Origin of the sequence: Flavobacterium magnesitis, assembly GCF_041729735.1 — a bacterium.
In the GTDB taxonomy this organism is placed as follows: Bacteria; Bacteroidota; Bacteroidia; order Flavobacteriales; family Flavobacteriaceae; genus Flavobacterium; species Flavobacterium magnesitis.
Window position 1 is genome coordinate 47,359 of record NZ_JBCFQK010000015.1, and the last position, 20,797, is coordinate 68,155.

The 20,797-nt window shown below is 31.0% G+C and carries 15 protein-coding genes and 1 pseudogene; 6 read left to right on the forward strand and 10 right to left on the reverse strand.

Translation table 11 applies throughout. The annotated features are described in order from the left end of the window. The first annotated feature begins 11 nt into the window (after positions 1-11). The 6 genes and pseudogenes from ilvC to acs all read left to right on the forward strand — a co-directional run bounded on the left by ilvC (position 12) and on the right by acs (position 6,326). Positions 12-1,484: a ketol-acid reductoisomerase gene (gene ilvC / locus AAGV33_RS11115; protein ID WP_373392090.1), complete on the forward strand. Its 1,473-nt coding sequence runs from the start codon at positions 12-14 to the stop codon at positions 1,482-1,484. A gap of 429 nt (positions 1,485-1,913) precedes the next feature. Beyond that, positions 1,914-2,753, forward strand: a complete 840-nt coding sequence (locus AAGV33_RS11120; protein WP_373392091.1) for a hypothetical protein — start codon at positions 1,914-1,916, stop codon at positions 2,751-2,753. A gap of 41 nt (positions 2,754-2,794) precedes the next feature. Continuing rightward, positions 2,795-3,403: an LURP-one-related/scramblase family protein gene (locus AAGV33_RS11125; protein ID WP_373392092.1), complete on the forward strand. Its 609-nt coding sequence runs from the start codon at positions 2,795-2,797 to the stop codon at positions 3,401-3,403. Between the two features lie 11 nt (positions 3,404-3,414). Then, positions 3,415-3,822: pseudogene (locus AAGV33_RS11130) on the forward strand (DUF1348 family protein); the annotation flags it as partial. 145 nt (positions 3,823-3,967) lie between these two features. Continuing rightward, on the forward strand, positions 3,968-4,201 hold the full coding sequence (locus AAGV33_RS11135) for a hypothetical protein (RefSeq protein WP_373392093.1): 234 nt from the start codon (positions 3,968-3,970) through the stop codon (positions 4,199-4,201). 217 nt (positions 4,202-4,418) lie between these two features. Next, the gene (gene acs, locus AAGV33_RS11140) at positions 4,419-6,326 is read left to right on the forward strand and encodes an acetate--CoA ligase (protein ID WP_373392094.1); all 1,908 of its coding nucleotides are present in this window, start codon (positions 4,419-4,421) and stop codon (positions 6,324-6,326) included. Positions 6,327-6,389: 63 nt separating this feature from the next. Here acs and AAGV33_RS11145 read toward each other — a convergent pair whose 3' ends face one another. The 10 genes from AAGV33_RS11145 to AAGV33_RS11190 form a co-directional block, all read right to left on the reverse strand. Next, a complete protein-coding gene (locus AAGV33_RS11145) occupies positions 6,390-6,989 on the reverse strand; it encodes a 3'-5' exonuclease (protein ID WP_373392095.1) in 600 nt (199 codons plus the stop codon). Positions 6,990-6,993: 4 nt separating this feature from the next. After that, positions 6,994-8,901, reverse strand: coding sequence for a DUF294 nucleotidyltransferase-like domain-containing protein (locus tag AAGV33_RS11150; protein WP_373392096.1), 1,908 nt, complete (start codon positions 8,899-8,901; stop codon positions 6,994-6,996). Positions 8,902-9,155: 254 nt separating this feature from the next. Next, positions 9,156-11,282, reverse strand: coding sequence for a DEAD/DEAH box helicase (locus AAGV33_RS11155; RefSeq protein ID WP_373392097.1), 2,127 nt, complete (start codon positions 11,280-11,282; stop codon positions 9,156-9,158). Beyond that, on the reverse strand, positions 11,282-12,595 hold the full coding sequence (locus AAGV33_RS11160) for an ATP-binding protein (RefSeq protein ID WP_373392098.1): 1,314 nt from the start codon (positions 12,593-12,595) through the stop codon (positions 11,282-11,284). The genes AAGV33_RS11155 and AAGV33_RS11160 overlap by 1 nt, the downstream gene beginning before the upstream one ends. Beyond that, the gene (locus AAGV33_RS11165; RefSeq protein ID WP_373392099.1) at positions 12,592-14,559 is read right to left on the reverse strand and encodes a tellurite resistance TerB C-terminal domain-containing protein; all 1,968 of its coding nucleotides are present in this window, start codon (positions 14,557-14,559) and stop codon (positions 12,592-12,594) included. Before AAGV33_RS11165 ends, AAGV33_RS11160 begins: the two co-directional genes overlap by 4 nt. 4 nt (positions 14,560-14,563) lie before the next feature. Further along, positions 14,564-15,511, reverse strand: a complete 948-nt coding sequence (locus AAGV33_RS11170) for a hypothetical protein (RefSeq protein ID WP_373392100.1) — start codon at positions 15,509-15,511, stop codon at positions 14,564-14,566. Between the two features lie 383 nt (positions 15,512-15,894). Beyond that, a complete protein-coding gene (locus tag AAGV33_RS11175) occupies positions 15,895-17,175 on the reverse strand; it encodes an NAD(P)/FAD-dependent oxidoreductase (protein ID WP_373392101.1) in 1,281 nt (426 codons plus the stop codon). A gap of 62 nt (positions 17,176-17,237) precedes the next feature. Beyond that, positions 17,238-18,578, reverse strand: coding sequence for a DEAD/DEAH box helicase (locus tag AAGV33_RS11180; protein ID WP_373392102.1), 1,341 nt, complete (start codon positions 18,576-18,578; stop codon positions 17,238-17,240). A gap of 37 nt (positions 18,579-18,615) precedes the next feature. Further along, on the reverse strand, positions 18,616-20,163 hold the full coding sequence (locus AAGV33_RS11185; RefSeq protein ID WP_373392103.1) for a DEAD/DEAH box helicase: 1,548 nt from the start codon (positions 20,161-20,163) through the stop codon (positions 18,616-18,618). A 105-nt stretch (positions 20,164-20,268) separates the two neighbouring features. Further along, entirely contained in the window at positions 20,269-20,796 is a 528-nt protein-coding gene (locus AAGV33_RS11190) for a DUF6155 family protein (protein ID WP_373392104.1), read from the reverse strand. Position 20,797: the final 1 nt, after the last annotated feature.

Consider the following 20,797-nt stretch of genomic DNA (forward strand, 5'->3'; position numbering starts at 1 on the left):
AATATTAAAAAATGGCAAATTATTTCAATTCATTACCACTTAGATTACAATTAGAACAATTAGGCGTTTGCGAATTCATGGATCAATCAGAATTTGCTAATGGAATCGAAGCTTTAAAAGGTAAAAAAGTAGTTATTGTTGGTTGTGGTGCTCAAGGTTTGAACCAAGGTTTGAACATGAGAGATTCAGGTTTAGATATTTCTTATGCGTTGCGTGCTGAAGCTATTGCTCAAAAAAGAGCTTCTTTCATGAACGCTGCTGATAATGGTTTCAAAGTGGGAACTTATGAAGAATTAATTCCAACGGCTGATTTAGTTTGTAACCTTACACCAGATAAACAACATACTGCTGTAGTTACTGCAATTATGCCATTAATGAAACAAGGAGCTACTTTAGCTTATTCTCATGGTTTTAATATTGTTGAAGAAGGAATGCAAATTCGTAAAGACTTAACAGTTATTATGTGTGCTCCTAAATGTCCAGGTTCTGAAGTACGTGAAGAGTACAAAAGAGGATTTGGTGTACCAACACTTATCGCTGTTCACCCTGAAAATGATCCAAATGGCGTAGGTTTAGACCAAGCTAAAGCTTATGCTGTTGCAACAGGAGGAAATAGAGCAGGAGTATTGCGTTCTTCTTTCGTAGCTGAAGTAAAATCAGATTTAATGGGAGAGCAAACTATTCTTTGTGGATTGTTGCAAACAGGTTCTATCTTATGTTTTGACAAAATGGTAGCTGAAGGTGTTGATGCAGGATATGCTTCTAAATTAATTCAATACGGATGGGAAACGATCACTGAAGGGTTAAAACATGGTGGAATTACAAACATGATGGATCGTTTATCTAACCCTGCTAAAATTGCTGCATTTAATGCTGCTGAAGAATTAAAAGACATCATGCGTCCGTTGTTCCAAAAACACATGGATGATATTATCTCTGGTCATTTTTCTAAAACAATGATGGAAGACTGGGCAAATGATGATAAAAACTTATTGTCTTGGAGAGCAGCAACTGGAGAAACTAATTTCGAAAAAACACCAGCTGGAGATGTTGAAATCTCTGAGCAAGAATACTACGATAATGGAGTATTAATGGTAGCTATGGTTAAAGCTGGAGTAGAATTAGCTTTTGAAGCTATGACTGATTCAGGAATTATCGAAGAGTCTGCTTACTACGAGTCATTACACGAAACACCACTTATTGCTAACACAATTGCAAGAAAGAAATTGTTCGAAATGAACCGTGTAATCTCTGATACTGCTGAGTACGGATGTTATTTGTTTGATCACGCTGCTAAGCCATTAATCGCTGAGTACGTTAAAAATGCACCATCAAACTTAATTGGTCGTCCATTTAACAACGGAAACAACGGAGTAGACAACAAAGAATTAATTGAAGTAAATGATATCATCCGTAACCACCCAGTTGAAGAAGTAGGAGCTTGGTTAAGAGAATCAATGACTGCAATGAAAAAAATCGTTTAATCACGAATTTTTAATAAGCTAGAAAGCGGAGTAATTATTTACTTCGCTTTTTTTGTGCTTTTTATTTTTTTAGGAGCAGACCTTTTTAGCTTATAATAACGAATGCTCTCGCTTTCCGTTGCAATCTTTTCTTTTTTAAGAAAAAAAGAAAAGGATTTCCACTGCAAATGAAATTCACTGAACTCCAATGAAAATAAATGTTAGGTGAAGTAATCGGGGTTAGGAAATAACTTTTTTATTTCCAAAAAAACTTTTTCAAAATCATTTATAGAGTAAATTAGTTTAATTCTTCGTAAGAAAAAATAATATACTTACATTGTAAAATAGAAGCTACTATCATAGAATAAGCACATCTAACATGTAAAATTTGTAGCTATTTTATGATTTATTATATTAAGAATGGATTTGTTGTGAAAAACAGAAAAAAAAATGTCAAAAAGGAAAGATAGAAAACTTACAAAATTAGAATTATCATATTTAGAAGAATTGGAGTTGTATGATAAGGTGTTAGCTTTTACAGCTCTAGTTTCATTAAATCAACATAATATACAAACAGATGGACGTGGCATACGTGCTGTTAAAATATTTACAAGGCAAACCTTAACAGCTATATCGCTTAGTAAATTATTACCAAGACCAATTTCATCTAGACCAACTGATGAAGATGTGTGGGATATTACTTCTATTGCCTCCCTTACAAGAAATATTATTGAAACATATTTAAGTATGTATTATTTTGGAACTGAAAAAATATGTGAAAGTGAAGCCGAATTACGTTTCTTTATATTACAATTACACAGGAATTTAGAATGGTATTCGATTAGAAAACAGGAAATGGATTTAACAGAATTAAAACAGTTTGAAGATGGAATTGCTAACGAAAAGATTCGAATAAAAAACCATGTTTATTTATCTAAATTACCTAAAGATCAAAGAATAAGGGCTATTCAATTCAGAGAAATGTATAAAACAAAAGTTGAATTTGAACAAGAACTTTATGTTTGTAAAGATTTGAGAATACATTATAGACAGCTTTCAAACTTAGTACATCCATTACCATTATCAATTGAAAGAATAGATAATGGTAAAGGAAGAGGTTTAGGGACGGATCCAGATGTTAATTACAGTCTGATTTTTGTGATGCTAGCAAGAAGATACCTTGCTGCATCAGTTATTGGAATTGTTAATCATTTTCCCAATGAATTAGGAAAAAAATTAAAAAATGAACTAGAATTAATAAGACCGCTTGAAAACGCAGGATTTAACTAAATTACATTATTGTATTATTGCAGCAACTAAAAAAGAATTATATGTCAGAACAATCATTATTTATCCCAAAATTTTTTGAAAACAATGATTATTTTATCGATGAGAAAGTAAATTATTTTAAATTTGGAAATACCTATAATATATTTAACAAAAGCGGAGAACAAGTTGGTGTTATCAATCAAAAAGTAACGAGTTGGCACAAAGTTTTACGTTTGTTTTTGAATAAAGCAATGTTTCCGTTTTTATTGGAAGTGCATAATATGGATAGTGATTTACAAGTGAGTATCAAAAGAGGTTGGACTTTCTGGATGAGTAAAATTGTTATTGTTGATCCAAATGATAAGACTATTGGAACTATTAAACAAAAATTTAAATTTTTTAAACCAACTTTTATCATTGAAAATGCTGTTGGGAAAACAATTGCTAGAATTACGGGTGATTGGAAAGCTTGGGATTTTAAAATTAATGATGCTAATGAAAAACCTATTGGTACAATCAATAAAAAATGGGGAGGCGTTATGAAAGAAGTTTTTACAAGAGCTGATAAATATTATGTTGCTGTAAATCCAGATTACACAGAAATCACCAATAAAATTACCATTATTTCTTGTGCAATAACTATTGATATGGTTCTTAAAAACAATAAATAAGCTAAAAATGACAAAAAAAACTACCACTTCCGCCGTTTAATTTTGAAACGGCAACTCAGAAAGTACAAATTGCAGAAGACGCCTGGAATACTAAAGATCCTGAAAAAGTTTCACTGGCTTACACCATTGATACCGAGTGGAGAAACAGAGATCTTTTTATTAATGGAAGAGAAGAAGCAAAACAATTTTTGACTGCCAAATGGGAAAAAGAATTGGATTATAAACTCAAAAAAGAACTTTGGGCTTTTACCGATAACAAAATTGCAGTTCGTTTTGAATACGAATGGCGTGACAATGAAGGACAATGGTTTCGCTCTTACGGCAATGAAAACTGGGAGTTTGACGAAAATGGTTTTATGAGAAAACGTTATGCAAGCATTAACGACTTAGCAATAAACGAAACTGATAGAAGGTTGTAATAAAGCTTTCTATTTAATTTAGTGTTTGAAAATCAGGATATTGAAATGCTTTTGAACTTACTTCGCATCTAGTTCATTTTAAAATAGGAGTTAGAAAACATCGTTGTATAGAATAAATTTGTAATTTTGAACAGAAGCTTTAGTCATGGACATACAAACTAGAAAAATAGAATTTATTCAAGAATTTCTCAAAATTCAAAGTGAGGAAGCTATTGCTCAGTTTGAAAATTTACTAAAAAAAAGAAAAAATAGCGATAGTGAAGATGCTTTTAAGCCAATGACTATCGAAGAGCTTAATAAGAGAATAGATAAGTCTGAGAAGGATTTTAAAACTGATAAATATAAATCCAGTTTTCAACTTTTGTTAAAATATTTTTAGAAACGAAACAATTAATCTTAATTCAAAAAAAGCGAAGTAATAATCTACTTCGCTTTTCTGTTTTTATAAAATAGGTGTTTTTAAACGGTGTTTTGAATAATTTGCATTTTTGTTAGGATTGAATTTCATTATTTTGATTAAATTGCATTGATTAATGATTTATTTTGTTTTAAAAATAGAATCAGATTTAATACATTTATAAAAAATACAAACAGGGATGAGTTACTATAAAGTTGATAATTTAGAGCAATATTTTAAGCATTACAATAAGTCAATTCGTGAACCAAGAAAATTTTGGGGAAAAATTGCCGAAGAAAATTTTACCTGGTACCAGCCATGGGACAAAGTAGTAGAATTTGATATGGCAGAAGCTGATGTTCAGTGGTTTGCTGGTGCGAAACTAAATATCACCAAAAATTGCATTGACAGACACTTAAATAAAAGAGGAGAGAAGACTGCCATTATTTTCGAACCCAACAATCCAGACGAAGAAGCCTTACACATCACTTATAATGAATTGCACCAACGAGTGTGCAAAATGGCTAATGTTTTGCGAGAGCAAGGCATAAAAAAAGGAGATCGTGTTTGTATCTACTTACCCATGATTCCAGAATTAGCGGTAGCTATTTTAGCTTGTGCCAGAATTGGAGCGATTCACTCAGTAGTTTTTGCAGGTTTTTCATCCAAAGCTTTAGCTACTAGAATTAATGATAGTGATAGTAAAATGGTCATTACTTCTGATGGTGGTTTTAGAGGAAATAAAACTATTGAATTAAAAGAAATTGTTGACGAAGCATTAGATAGAAGCCCATCAGTTAGTACTGTTTTAGTAGTAAAAAGAACTAATACAGCAGTGAACATGAAAGAAGGCAGAGACATTTGGTTGCAACCTTTATTAGATGAAGCTTCAGATAATAGTGTTGCCGAAATTATGGATGCCGAAGATCCTTTGTTTATTCTTTATACTTCTGGTTCTACTGGAAATCCAAAAGGAATGGTGCATACTACAGCGGGTTATATGGTTTTTACAGCCTATACCTTTAAAAATGTTTTTAGTTATGAAGAAAATGATGTGCACTGGTGTACTGCCGATATTGGTTGGATAACAGGACATTCCTATATATTATACGGACCATTATTGAATGGAGCAACAACTGTAATCTTTGAAGGTGTACCTTCTTATCCAGACCACAGTCGTTTTTGGCAGGTAATTGAAAAACATAAGGTGAGTCAGTTTTACACGGCACCAACTGCTATTAGAGCTTTGGCAAAAGAAAAAATAGAATACGTTCAAAAATACCATTTAGAAAGTTTAAAAGTTATTGGATCAGTAGGCGAGCCTATTAACGAAGAAGCTTGGCACTGGTTTAACGATCACGTAGGAGAAAAAAAATGTCCTGTTGTAGATACTTGGTGGCAAACAGAAACTGGAGGAATTATGATTTCGCCATTGGCTTTTATAACACCTACAAAACCTACGTATGCAACTTTCCCCTTACCTGGAATTCAAGCCGTTTTAATGGATGATAAGAGAAATGAAATTGAAGGAAATCAAGTGGTGGGAAGTTTATGTATTAAGTTTCCATGGCCAGGAATGGCAAGAACAATCTGGAATGATCACCAACGTTATAAAGACACTTATTTTTCTCAATATCCGGGTAAATATTTTACTGGTGACGGTGCTTTGCGTGACGAAGTGGGTTACTATAGAATTACGGGTAGAGTAGATGATGTAATTATTGTTTCTGGGCATAATTTGGGTACAGCACCAATAGAAGATGCTATCAATGAACATCCAGCAGTTGCCGAAAGTGCTGTAGTAGGTTTTCCACATGATGTAAAAGGAAAAGCTTTATATGGTTATGTTATTCTAAAAGAAACAGGAGAAATTAGAAATAAGGAAAATCTTTTTATCGAAATTAACCAACACATCACAGATCACGTTGGTCCAATTGCAAAACTGGATAAAATTCAGTTTGTTTCGGGATTACCAAAAACACGTTCGGGAAAAATTATGCGTAGAATTCTTAGAAAGATTGCCGAAGGTAATTTTACAGACTATGGAGATATGAGTACCTTATTGAATCCTGAAATTATTGAAGAAATTCAAAACGAAAAAAAATAATATTATTTGGTAACAAATAGTTTATATAACAGAAAAGCTGCTTCAAAATCGAAGCAGCTTTTTTTATTTTAATCCTAATTTGAATTTTAATTTCAAAAAGAGTAAAGCAATTGTGTATGCTTTTTCAGTTACCGAATTCCCTGATGTGGTCGGAATTTTATAAAATGCAGCCAGTTCATCAAGAGATATTTCTTTGTCTTCTGGAAGTTCGTGTAATTTTCGATGCATAATAGCAATATCTAAAGCATCATTACGCAATTTTCCACAGTCTAAACGTTCTAAAGTAGCATTTACCATCTCCATGTCAGAGGCAATTTCATGACCTACTATAACGCCATTTCCTAAATATTCAACAAACGATTTAAAAGCTTCAGGTTCTGATAATTTAAGTAATTTACTTTCAATGATGTATTCATTAGAAAGGTGATTGTCGTGCATAAAACGGTATTGCAACAAAATAGTTTCAAAACTATCTTTAATCAAAACAGAATCATTTTCAACGGCAAAAGCGCTAATGAAAGTAATAACATCTTTTTCAACAGAATCTCCAGTTGCTTCGGTTGATAGTATAACGTATCGATTTGTTTTTTTTGAAAATTTAGCTAAATATTCTTTCCAGAATTCCGGATGTTCTTTATTAATATTTTTTAACCAGTCTAACATAAATCTATGAGAATTGTGTGAGTTGAAACTTATCCTTAATTAATTCTTCCAATTCTTTCATTGGAATCAGCGCATTTTTAAGTTTTTCTCTATCAATTTTTGATAGTTCCTCTAAGTTAATATATTGTCCTGAATTTTCATTTTTTAAACCTTCTAAAGTTCTAATTTTTGTTAAAAATAAATAAGCTTCAGCACAGTTGAGATAAATTTCGGAATGTTTTGGGTCAACTATAGCCAATTGTTTGAATCGGGTATAGGTATTATTGATTCCTTTGATATCATAACTCAAGGTGAAAAGTCGTGCACTATCAATCAATGGCATTAATGCTCTGGTTTTTATATCAAATTTATCTTTATGAATTCCTTCTTCTTCAACCAGAAATTTTTTGAAAAAACTCAAAGGCGAATTTTTTCTCAAAGCATCATTTCCTAGAAAATCAAAAAACAAAGTATTGTTAACCGCATTTTCAAAAACAATATTATTGATTGCTGTTTCTATTTTTTGTTCGCCAATAACCAACTCATAATCAAAGAAAATACTACTTAAGTTAGCTGAATTTTCTCTTGTAGCATTCATCCAATTACTGTATTGTTTTATCCAGTCAGTCAATGACTTACACCACATCATATTGCTTGCCATGTGTCCGTGAGGACAGAGTTCGTAACCTATGGTTTCTAAAAGAGTGGTTGTCTTTTTTCCAAGCTTTAAAAAATAGTCTTTTACTTCAATATACTTGTCCTGAGCGACATCTTCAAAAACTAAAATACTATCTTGATCCGTTAATAAAAGTTGCTCTTTTCGTCCTTGACTACCGATACTCAACCAGGCAAATCGCGCAGGAGGGGAGCCTAATTCTAAAATAGACAATTCGACAACTCTTTTTAAAATCGCATAGTTGATTTCGCTGGCAATATTAGTAATATGGGTTAATGGAATGTTTTTTTGAATTGATGACTGAATTAAATTTGTCAATCGATTACGGATTTCTTTAAGTTCTTTTGAAGACAAAGAACGTTTTATTTCTTTAATCAAAACACCAGGATTACTGGCTTGAGCTGCAATTAAATCGTGTTCAGAAATTACTCCTTTTATTGTAGATTTATCGGTTCCGTCAATGGTTACACACAAATGAGTGACATTATTTTTCAGCATTAACAATTGGGCTTCTGCCAAAGAAACATTTTCTAAAACCGTAACCACCGGCGACGACATGATATTTCTAACAGGCGTATTAATAGGAAAACGCCCAGTTGCAATTTTTGAAGCTAAATCAGCATGCGTTACAATCCCGATTGGACCATTTCTTTCGAAAATGATAACATTGTTTTTTAAGGATTCGGCCATTAATTGTGCCACTTCCTGAGCAGTATTGTCTGATGTAGCCAAAAGTGGCGTGGTATTATAAGCTAAGGTTTGAAAAAATTGTGCTTCCGATTGTTTTTCAGAATAAAACATTCCGTCAGAAACTAAATTTCCCTGAGACGAACGGTCATCAGGCAAATTGCTGGCAAAATTCTCTAATAAAAAGTTTAAAACCTCTGAATTATTTGCCAATAAAGGCTTAAAAACAGCAATAGGAATAGCATATACCAGACTTTCTTCTCTGGCTTTAGCCGTCATTTTATAATTGTTTTTTGCAAAAAACGGACGCAAACCAAAAATGGTTCCTTCATGACATTTATTAATAATACTTTCTTCGGCGTCAGCAATTACAGAGATATTGACAACTCCCGAAGCCACAACATAAAAGCTGTCGTGTAGCGCATCATTAATTTTAAATAAAGTCTGTTTTTTTTCTAAACTTACAACACGAATATTGCTAGCTATTTCAGCTAATTGATCTGATGTAAGCTGATTAAAAGGCTCGTAAATTTTTAAAAATTCAGCTATTTGTTCTGCAATTATATTCATGGGATTATAATAAATTATACTACAAAACTACTAAAATAAAACAGTTAAAATTAATTTCATTTCTATCTTAGACGTATTGTTTATAAAAAATGTTTTTAGACTAAATATAATAAAACCCTAAACTAGATTATAAATTGTATTTAGATTTAAATATGTGCGAAGGAGAGGAATTATTTATAATAAAATGAAATATTCTATTTTACATAATATAAATTATAGTTCATTTTAAAATAAAGGAAATAACAACTAAACCATCATCTATTTTCAACAAGCATTATTGTCTTTAAAAATTCTATAGTTCGTTCAATGTCAAAATATTTGTCTTTTAAAAGTTTTACTTTGTAGTTTTCTGGTAAATAATCACTCCATTTAGAAAAATCTAATAATGCTGGATTTGACTTCAAAAGTTTAGAAATATGGCTATCAATATTTATTAATGGTACAGAAACAGAACTCCATTTAGAAATTAATTCTTGTTTAGAAACTTGAATATAAAATGAACTGTTAGCATCGTCAAACATATTTTTTATTCCAACTATATCTAAAAGTAATTTAATTGTTCTGTTTATTCGTGTTCCTGTAAACGTAAAAAGTTGTAGATTTTTGTCTGATGATTGCAAAGGTCGTTCAGAATGTAAATCCTTAATATTGAAAACAGAGAATTCTTTTCGAAGGATTTCTATTTCATCACAACTTGCTTGGTCGAGAAAATCGTAATCCGTTTTAGAATAAAGAACTTCAACCATTTTTTCTCTAATTCTTTGATGTATTGCACCGCCACTACCAAAAAACATTGGCTTCTTTCCATCTTTTGCCGGAATCACTTCTATTTTTTTTGATTTATGGTCAACGAATTTAATTTTCCAAATTTTAGCAGAAAGTAAAATATTTTCGTCTTCAATAATTTGTGGCGAAAATGGCACTTCACCAATTTTATTACCTGCGTTTACAACTTTGAAATTTTCTTCAGTCTTAAATACACTGTAAAAATCACGACTGTTTACTACTTTCTCTCCTTCAATACCAATTATAACTTCATGTTCCAATTTTTCAAGGAAATCAATTTCAATTAAGTGATTAAGTATTTCTTCAATTTCAAATAATTCAATTCCTTTAAAAGCCGAATTTGCACAAAGTTGTTTTATTAAATTAGTTAATTTAATTCCTGAATATCCTTTTGTTATGGACAAAGCTTGATGAACTAAAATATCATAAGGCTTTTCGTTTTTTTGAGGCGGTTCAATAAAACCCTCTTTATATAATAGCCAACAAGCAATTGATTGAAGCAAACTCCATTCATTTGTAGCATAAAAAAACAGATTACTGCTTATACCTTCTTTTCGTCCACTTCTGCCAACACGTTGAATTAGTGAAGCAATACTATGAGTTGCATCAATTTGAACCACTGCGTCAACCGCTCCAATATCAATACCTAATTCTAATGTAGATGTGCAGGAAATGCAAAAAATTTGTCTATTGTTATTCTTTGCAAAGTATTCAACATACTCTCTAACTTCTCTATCAACTGATGAATGGTGCGAAAAATAATTAGAATGACCATTTAAACGCTCCGAAATCTTTTTTAGCTTAACTGCAACCTCTTCGACTCTTCCTCTACTGTTGGGAAAAATTAAAACGGTACTGTCTTTCGTTTCAATGTATAAATCTTTTAAAAGTTCTAATGGTAAATCAATGGTTGTACTTTTAAAATATCTAAATACTGTATTGATTTCTTTTGCAGTTCTGTCTAATAATACCTTTGTTTTTGATTCATCTCCTGTAAATTTTTTAGCTTCATCATAATCACCGATTGTTGCAGATAGTCCAACAATACTAAACGATGTTGAATTCACTTGCTTTAATCTTGATAAAATAGATTTCAACTGAATTCCTCTGTCTGTGCCTATAAATGAATGAATCTCATCTATGACTACATATTTAAGATTTGAAAATAATTGCCTTACATTGAAAGGTTTATTTACAAACATTGCTTCCAAAGATTCGGGAGTTATTAGAACAATCCCTTTGGGATTTTTTAACAACTTATCTTTTACTGTTTTGTTGGCTTCTCCATGCCATTTTACAACATCTACATCAAGGTTTTTGCAAAGTTCTTCTACACGATAAAATTGGTCGTTTATTAAAGCAATTAAAGGCGAAATATAAAGTACTTGAACACCCGACTCATTGAAATCAACTTTTGAAAGGATTGGTAAAAAAGCGGCTTCAGTTTTTCCAGATGCTGTCCGTGATGCTAAAATATAATTATCATCTGAACCTAGTATTCTTATAATTGCCGCATTTTGAATTGGTCGCAATTCCTCCCAACCTTTGTCACGAATAAATTTCCGTATCGGTTCTGAAAGTAAATTAAACGACATTATAATTCTTCAATGCTGTCTAATGAAAAGACATCAGGTCTTTCATCTGAAATTTCAAGTCCTCCAAATAATTTAATTTTGTCCACTGTTGGATTTTGACGAATGATATTTAGAATATTTAAAAAATCTCGAATTACTTCTCTTGGCGTTAGAAATTCAGAAGCTCCAGGCTTATTAAATAACTCTTCCATAAATTGTTGGATATCATAATCATTTATTGATAGTTCCGTTTTATAGTTGTAATCAAATATTGCTTTTAAATTTTTTAGCAATACAAATATTTCATTGTGATCTAGTGGAAGTAAACGAATTACAGGTTGTGCAAAATCTCTTATTTCCGATGTTTCATATTTATTGTTTACCAATCTTGTTTTTAAAGCATCATAACTAAAAAGACCTCTGCGTTGATTTTCTAAAACCTCTTTTGTACCCGCAAAATTGAAAAATAAATTGTTTACCTTTCCTTGAAAGCAATCATTGTATATAGTAAGTATTTTTTCGTAATTTTTCTCTCTAATAGCAGAGTTTGAAATTTTGTAAAGATTAATAGCTTCATCAAGATTTACCATAAAACCACTATAACCCATACTTACAAATAGTTTACAGAAATTTTTGAGCATATCATAATAATTCAAATCATTTATAATTTCTCTAATTCCTAAATCTTGTCTTGCTTCAGTTTTAGTCCTGTATTCGCCTTTCAGCCATTTTAAAGCATTTCTCCTTAATTGCTCATCATCTTTTATATATCCTTCGTAATATTTCATTACCACCAATCCAAAATCAAAACCACCAACATCGGTAATTTCATTGATTGTTTTTTGAATATTGGTCTGAATGATACTCAAATATTGTTCATTTCTAATTTCTGTCAATGAAATTTTATTTTCTTCTGCTGTTTTAGTGACAACTTGCTCAATCCATTTTTCTAATAGAGTCGATAAAGCTCCACCTTCAGGCTTTGTCTGAATAGATACATTATCCATAATGGCGGTATAAAGTGTAACCGCTTTTCCATCATTTGAATACAAACGATTATCAGGAGTAAAGTCTGCATTTGCTACTACAAATTTCTGTTTCAAAGCCACTGTATTAAGTAAATGAAGCATAAAGGATTTGCCCGAACCAAAGTCGCCAATCCAAAATTTCACCATACTATGACCGTTCTTTACGTCTTCTAATGCAGTGACTACTGCATTTATTTCTTCGGAACGTCCAACGGCAATATGCTGAACGCCAATTTTTGGGACTACACCTCCAATTAATGAATTGATAATTGATGTAGCTTCTTTGGGTTTAATTTTGTCTATCATTTTATTGAAATTCTTTGAAAATAGTCTGTATTTATTGTGTAATAATCATCTTCTTCCTCAATCAAAACATCATCCAAAAACTCATAACATGTATCGTTGATGCTTTCTATTAATTGATTTTTAAAGACTCCTTTTGATTTAGCAAATATTTCGAATTCGTTTTGAGGTATTGAAAAATTACTTTTTGCGAATAGTTCTAATGCCGTTGTGTGTATTGCAGTAAAAGTTAATTCACTCACAAAAGCGGACTGATAAACTTTCTCGCTTTTTTGAATTATCTCAATTTGAATTTCTTCATTACTTATTTCTTGAGATTTAATACTATTGTTTTCATCTTCAAAATCATCTTTTAGATACTCATTCAAGAGTTCGACTGTTTCAGAATGTTGTTCTAAAACTTCTTTTATTGAATCTCTATTAAGTTGTATTTTTTTACGTTTGATTTTATAAATTTCTGGAATTTGTTTTAAAGCTTTTTCTAAATCCTTATCCTTAATTAATTCACTAATAATTTTTTCAAAATCGTGTAATTGCTCATTCGTTTTAAATAGACTTTTTTGAATGGTTTTTGTATGTTGTTTATTATCAAAAGTTGCAGATTTTAAATCGTGATGTAAATAATGGATATATAGGCAAAGGGATGCTTCCTTATCGTATTTTGCAATAAATTTTGATGCTTCAAAAAATATATTTTCAACTGACGGATTCTTTTTATTTAGCTTTCCAAGAGATATAATGGAGTCTATAAATTCCTTTGGATTGTCATTGTAATTTGAAGTTAATTGTTCAAACTTAATTTTCCAACGATTTGTATTTAGTGCATAAAGTTCAATTTCTGTATCTATATCTGGCTGAGAAACTTTTGAAATTAAAGTTGGCAATAATTCGGTTACTTTTAAAAGTATTTTGATTTCGAACTCTGTTTTAGCTTCTACATTCGTGTAATAATTGTCTGTATTTAATTTGCGTTTATGGCCATAGAATTCACGAACTGCATTTTCACTACATTTAAAAATATGTGAATAAAATGCATTCGAGGCTGTATCAATGCAATATTTATAATTTTCGCTACCATTCCTATATCTGAATTGCTTTCTGGCAATTATATCTGCAACAGCCAAAAACTGCTCATCAAGAGTCATTTCTTCTTGGATGTATTTATTTTTCAAGGCTAAAATTACAGCAATATAAAGCTTAAGAATTTCAAGCCCACAATATTCTATATTGAAAAAGGTATTATATGGATTATAAATAGCATTAAGGAGTTTTACCTCTTCTTTATTCAATTTTAATTTATCCTTGAATTTGTTTCCTAATTTCCAATAGTCATCGTAATAATTATCATTAGAATAAACGTTCGTATTCTTAAATTCAAGAATATTCTCTTTTTCTCTTCTTTTACTGAGAAAAGAATCTGTATAACTTTTAGTTTTTGGATAGTATTTTCCTAAAATATTAAATTGACTTTCTAATGTTGATAAATCTTTATGATTATAATATTCGTTCTGTAAATCATTTAATAAAATAAAAGCATAATTGGTACTTCCTTCTAAATCATAATAGATTCCATTTAGAAAACTGTTTTTGAAAATACGGTAAAATTCTTTCTGTTTAATTGATGCATTATTGATTTCTGCATATTTATATTCATATTCATATTGGATAGGCCATTGCGGAATACCTAATACATATTTAACCAAAACAATATTAGAATTTATTTTCGTGGATTGCCCTGTTACATCAATAATCGACTCATCTTTAATATTGCCATTTAAAGAATTTGTGATTGTAACAGAAACTTTAATGTTTTTATTAAGTATTTGTATCAATTCATTTCGAATTACCTGATCTGATTTATATGTATTATTATTTGAAGAGACATTATTATTTTTATAGTTTTCATCTTTACTTGATGCAATATAAATTATAAAGATAATTATTGCAATTATGAATATTGTCATCATTTTTCTATCGATTATTAAATTCTACTCTATTAACTGGATTAAATCCATTAATTTTATTAAATGACATATTACTAGTAAAATGGTTAATATTGTCTAGTGGTTCACTTAATCCAAAATTTATTTTTTGCATAGTTTCTGCGGAAAATATTATTGACAGAATCAATTTTTCTTCAATATTTCCATTTTGGCAATTTACAATTTTTGTAGTTGCGTTAATTCTTGAATACTTATAGGGTAAATGAGCAAATATTTCTCTTCCCACTCTTAATATACAACTACAAACATGCTGTTGATATAACTCGTTAAATCTTGTTTTAGACATATTTGTTTTAGACAATTTGCCAGTTGACGTTTGTTTTAGTTCATAGTCAGGAATAACATCAAGGCTATTAATAGCCAAATAAATATCAATAAACTCATTATCTAAATTGATACTAATCTCGTTCCCAATTTCTCCAATTTTAGAAAATGGATTAAAATATTCAAGAGCTTTTTTATAAGATTCAATTTGATTTTTCTCCACTCCTATTGATATTTCTTGTAACTTTTCCCAGTTTTTAACACACTCTAAATACTTTTTGAAATTAACATCGTTTTCATTTTCATCTTTAACTTTTGCTTGTTCTAATAGTTCTTTAAGGTTATTTATTTTTTTTGGAATTAAACCAAATAATTTATCTAAAATGGAGGGTTTAAAGTTTTCTAATTGATTTTTAGCAAAATCTTCATTTTTATATTCTCTTTTTGGTTGGACTGGTTTTTCTACGTTTTTAATTTTATTCCAATCAACCACAGAAGAAGACTTCAAGTGAATCGTTTTTAAAGTTAGGATATAATTTTTCCAATCATTTACTGCTTTATAAGCATTTTGAATCTCAATTGATTTTTGACGTGCTTTTTCAATCCTACGCTCATTTGCTTCATAAGATCTTAATGTTTTATATGTAGTCATTAGATTATGATTTTAATTCCGGAAATTCCAACAAACATTTAGAGATTTTATTTTAAAAAATATTTTTATCACTTTCAACTCTATCAATTCCTTCTCTGTGTGCAGCTAAACCTAAATAGTGTTTTTTGTTATCAACTATTTTGTAAATAAACTATTTCCTTTTAACTCTCTATTAAAAAGGAGCCTTTTGGTGCATCATTATAGCAGTAGTAGATAATTTGCCGTTTGTAATCTTTCTCCAAATATAACAACTTTACTCAAAGTAATACATTTCTTGTTATGTAATTATTGTGTTTAATTAATAAATTAATAGGTGTATGAAAAATTCCAATAAAAAAACCGATACATTAATCTGCATCGGTCTTTCTATTTTACGAAAACTTTTATTTTACAACTTCTTCTACTTTTATTTTTTTATCAGGTCTGATAATCATTCGTAACGAATTGTCTTTAGAGAAATAAGCGATCATCCAGTTGTAGAAAGTCTTTATTTTATTTCTATAGGTAATCAATGAAATCAAGTGAATAAAAAGCCAAATGATCCAGGCAAAAGTACCTTTAAAGTGCATTTTGGGTTTAGGTAAATCAACTACAGCTTTTGCTTTTCCAATAATTGCCATTGAACCTTTGTCTAAATATTTAAAAGGAACTAAAGCTTTTCTTTGGATCTCATTTTTTAAGTTTTTTGCCAAATTAATCCCTTGTTGGATAGCAACTTGTGCAACTTGTGGGTGTCCGTGAGGAAAACTTTCGTCATTAAACTGAATACAAGTATCACCGATGGCATAAATATTATCCGTTCCGTTAATTTTATTAAAAGCATCGGTAGTTAAACGTTTGCCACGACCATAACTTTCAGCAGGAAGCCCTTTAAATTCACGTGCAGTAACTCCAGCTGCCCAAATCAGGTTTTTAGTTTGAATGGTTTCTCCATTAGCAAAATGTACCGTATCATCTACATAATCTACTACATTGTTGTTCAATTTGACAATTACTCCTAAATCAGTCAGTTCTTTAAGCGTATCTTGTTGCGATTCCTTACTCATTGGAGTCAATAATGCAGCTGCTCCATCAACTAAATAAATATTACTAACCGAAGTTTCTAATTCAGGATATTCTTTTAAAAGAATGTTTCTACGCATTTCGGCAAACATTCCTGAAATCTCCACTCCTGTAGGCCCTCCTCCAGCAACTACAATAGTCAATAATTTTCTACGCTTACGAATGTCTTTAGTAATAGCTGCTTTTTCTAAGTTTTTAAGCAAAGTGTTACGCATTACAATGGCATCGTTCAGTGTTTTCATTGGAATGGCATTCTTTTTTACATTTTCCATTCCAAAATAACTTGTCTCTGCTCCTGTTGCAAAAACCAGTTTATCGTAGTTTAATTCGCCATTACTTAAAATTATTTTATTCTCCGTAGGTACTACTTCTAATAATTCTCCTAAACGAAATTGCAGATTCTTTTTCCCTGCGAAAAATTTTCTAAAAGGATAACTAATACTTGATGGCTCTAAATAAGCCGTAGCAACTTGATAAATAAGTGGTGGAAAAAAATTGTAGTTGTTCTTATCAACCAGAGTTACATGTACTCCATCTTGATTTAATAATTCCTTTGCAAGATTCATTCCAGCAAAACCGCCTCCGATTATTACGATTTCCATATTTTACAATTTTAAAAAATAATCTCTTTTGTTTATTATCCAAAAGAGTTTTGGATTGTTTTTTATTTTTTTTGTTTTAGTTTTTTAACTGGCTTTTCTACCACTTGGCTTTTATTTTGCAATAAATAATTAGCTAGTATTTTTTCTATTAATTCATCCTTGGTTAAATGATGAAATATGGTTTTTATCTTTGTTTTTAATTCGGTATCTACCTCGTGATTGGGTTTCGTTTTAAAAATTTGTTTTGCCCAAAGCAAAGTATTGTTGTCTTCGATACTAGTTGCAGAAGGTTTTGAAAATGGTTTGAATTGGATACCTAATTCCTTTTCAAAATCAGCAATTTCTATTTCTTCTTCGGCTTGTAAAATAGTTAATGATAATCCGTTTGCTCCTGCTCTGGCGGTTCTACCACTTCTATGAACATAATTTTCATAAGTATCTGGCAAATGGTAATTAACTACATAAGCAATCTCTTTTACGTCAATTCCTCTGGCAGCCAAATCTGTAGCTACTAATATATTGATATGTCCTTCGCGGAATTGTTCCATGATTCGATCTCGAATTCCCTGAGACAAACTACCGTGTAAAGCTCCCGACGAAAAACGATTGATAGCTAAATTTTTAGCTAATTTATTTACGGCAGCTTTTGTTTTGCAAAAAATAATGCCGCGCTGTCCTTCTCTGGAATTCAAAAAGTGCATTAAAACATCTAATTTCTCAATAGGATCTACAACAATGTATTGGTGATCAATACTTTGATTTCCTGAAGTTTCCATATTAGCACTTATTTGCACTACATTTTTATGCAAATAATTCTGAATCAACTGCTTAATCGTTCCTGGCATAGTTGCCGAAAACAAAAAAGTACGGTGATTTTTAGGCAATTCGGCAACAATTTCGTCTAAGCTTTCTTTTAGAATGCTTACCATTTCATCGGCTTCATCCAGAACTAAAAATGAAGTTTCTTTTAGACTGATGGCTTTTCGTTGCAACAAATCAATCAAACGTCCTGGAGTTGCCACCACAATATGGGTAGGATTGCTTAAACGTTCTATTTGTGGTTTTATTGGAATTCCTCCGCAAACAGCAGCAATGGAAACTGCAGGAAGATTTTGAGCAAAAGCCTCTAGGTTTTTAAAAACTTGTTGTCCTAATTCTCTGGTTGGAACTAATATTACGGCTTGTACATTTGGTTTTGAAGAATCAACTAATTGTAAAATTGGTAAACCAAAGGCAGCGGTTTTTCCCGTACCTGTTTTTGCTAATCCTACCAAATCGGTTTGATTTGCTAAGAGCAGCGGAATCACTTGTTCCTGTATAGCTGTAGGAGCAACAAGGTTCAACTGAGTTAAAGTTTGTACTAAAGCTGTCGAAATTCCTAAATCTGAGAATTGTTTGGACATTGTTTTGTTTTATTATTTGTATGAAAAACAGTTTTTCTTAATCTTCATCATCAGGTTCGTTCATGATTTTTTCACGATACTTTTTTCCTAATAACAAAGTCAATTTTAGTTTGTAATCGTCTACAAGCCATTCGCGGTAATTTTTACTGCATTGACTCAAGCATTTTGCGTAACGTTTGATACGACATTCGATATCATCATCTAATTCTTTAGCTAATAGTTTAGCTTCTTGCAAAGTTTCGGTGTTGTACACACACATCGTTGCATGTTGATCCAGTGATTTATCAAGAACAACCTTAGAACGTAAATTTTGTTTTATAGCTAATTTGTGTTCTTCGTCAACATCAAAAGTTACTTCTTCAGTATTAGGAAATTTAGCTCTTAATTCTGGCGGCATGGTGTATTTAAAGTACAACTCGATTTCAGCATCGTCACGTAAATTTTCCAAGTAAAATTCAGGTGATTTAAAGATGTGTTGCCAGTTTACCGGCTCACTCCAAAGTCCAAAACGCGCTGCATTATTCCCTAAATCGATAACCGTAAATTCATCTTTAAGAGGTAATTTACGAGAACCACGACCAATCATTTGGTAATATAAAGTCAATGATTTTGTGGCACGATTTAATATAATGGTTTCTACTGTAGGCTCATCAAAACCTGTTGTCAGGATTCCTACAGAAGTAAGAATAGCATCATCTGTATGTTTGAACCAATGTAAAATTTCTTTTCTTTCTTCGTTGCTACTGGTGTTGTCCAGATGTCGAATTTCATAACCAGCTTCTCTAAAGGTTTCATATACATACAATGACGTATTGATACCATTATTGAAAATTAAGGTTTTTTTGCCTAATGATTTTTCGGTATACGCATGCAATAATTTTTCTTGCATTAAAGTATTCGTATACAAATCATCCGACGATTTTACAGTATAATCTCCGTTAATACCCACTTTTAAGGATGTCAAACCCACATCATAGCTATAGGTGGTGGCTTTCGCCAAAAATCCTTTTTCTATCAATGAACTAATAGTATCTCCAACGATTAATTCATCATAGCTTTGATTCATTGGTAGTTTTATATTAGAACTTAACGGCGTAGCGGTAACTCCTAATATAAAGGCATTGGTAAAGGAGCTTAATAATTTTCTAAATGAGTTGTAATGCGCCTCATCAATAATAACCAAACCAATATTGTCTAATATTAATTTTTCGTCATTGATACGGTTTTTAAGGGTTTCTACCATCGCAACAAAACAAGAATATTCGTTTTGATCGGGTAAATCTTTAACCTTAGAATTGATGATTTTATTTTTAACGCCAAAACCTTTTAACATCTTAGAAGTTTGTTTGCACAACTCGATTCTATGCGTTAAAACAACTACTTTTTTATCGTGTTTGGATAGGTAACGGCGAACAATTTCTGAGAATATTACTGTCTTTCCTCCGCCTGTAGGCAATTGATACAACAGGTGGTGTTGTGCAGGGCCGTTATCGATGCGCTCAAATATGGCATCAATATCTCCTTTCTGGTAGGCATAAAGTTCTTTTTTTTCTTCTTTTTCTATTTCTATCGTACTTTCGAACATTGTTTTTTGTTGGATTTTTGCAAAAATACGTCTAAAAAACAGTTATCTTGTTATATTTAATTTAAAATATTAACTCAATTTGAAATAATTTGGTTTAGAAGGGGATTATTCGTCAATTCGTTCTATAATTAGCAGAAAATCGCTCTTATTTTTCCATTTTTGTTGAATGGTTTCTTCTGTAATAGCTCTTATTCGACTTGTAAATTCGCTCAAAATACCATTTGCTATTGCAAATTGTACGGCCTGATCATAAGAATTGTACATACTTTTATAAAATGCGTCTTGTGTAATAGAGTTTTCGGATGCAAAAGTTTGAGCAATTTCAATAGTATACAACATCACATCAGCTATAATAAATGGGTCTACTCCTAGCGTGATAAAATGTTTGATATATTTTTGAGCCACTGAGCGACGCATTTTGGGACGCTTCCGTTTTTTGGTATTCGAAACTGGAAAATATTCGTGAGAAATTTTCAGTTTGGCTTCTTGAAGTAATTTATCTTCTTTTGGGTTGAATACAAAATCATAAAATTCTTTTACAGGACTAAATTTTTCATACAATTCAATCAGTTGTTCCTGAAGTTGTTCCTTATCAAGTTCGCTCAAATATTTTTTTAAATCTCTTTTACTCATT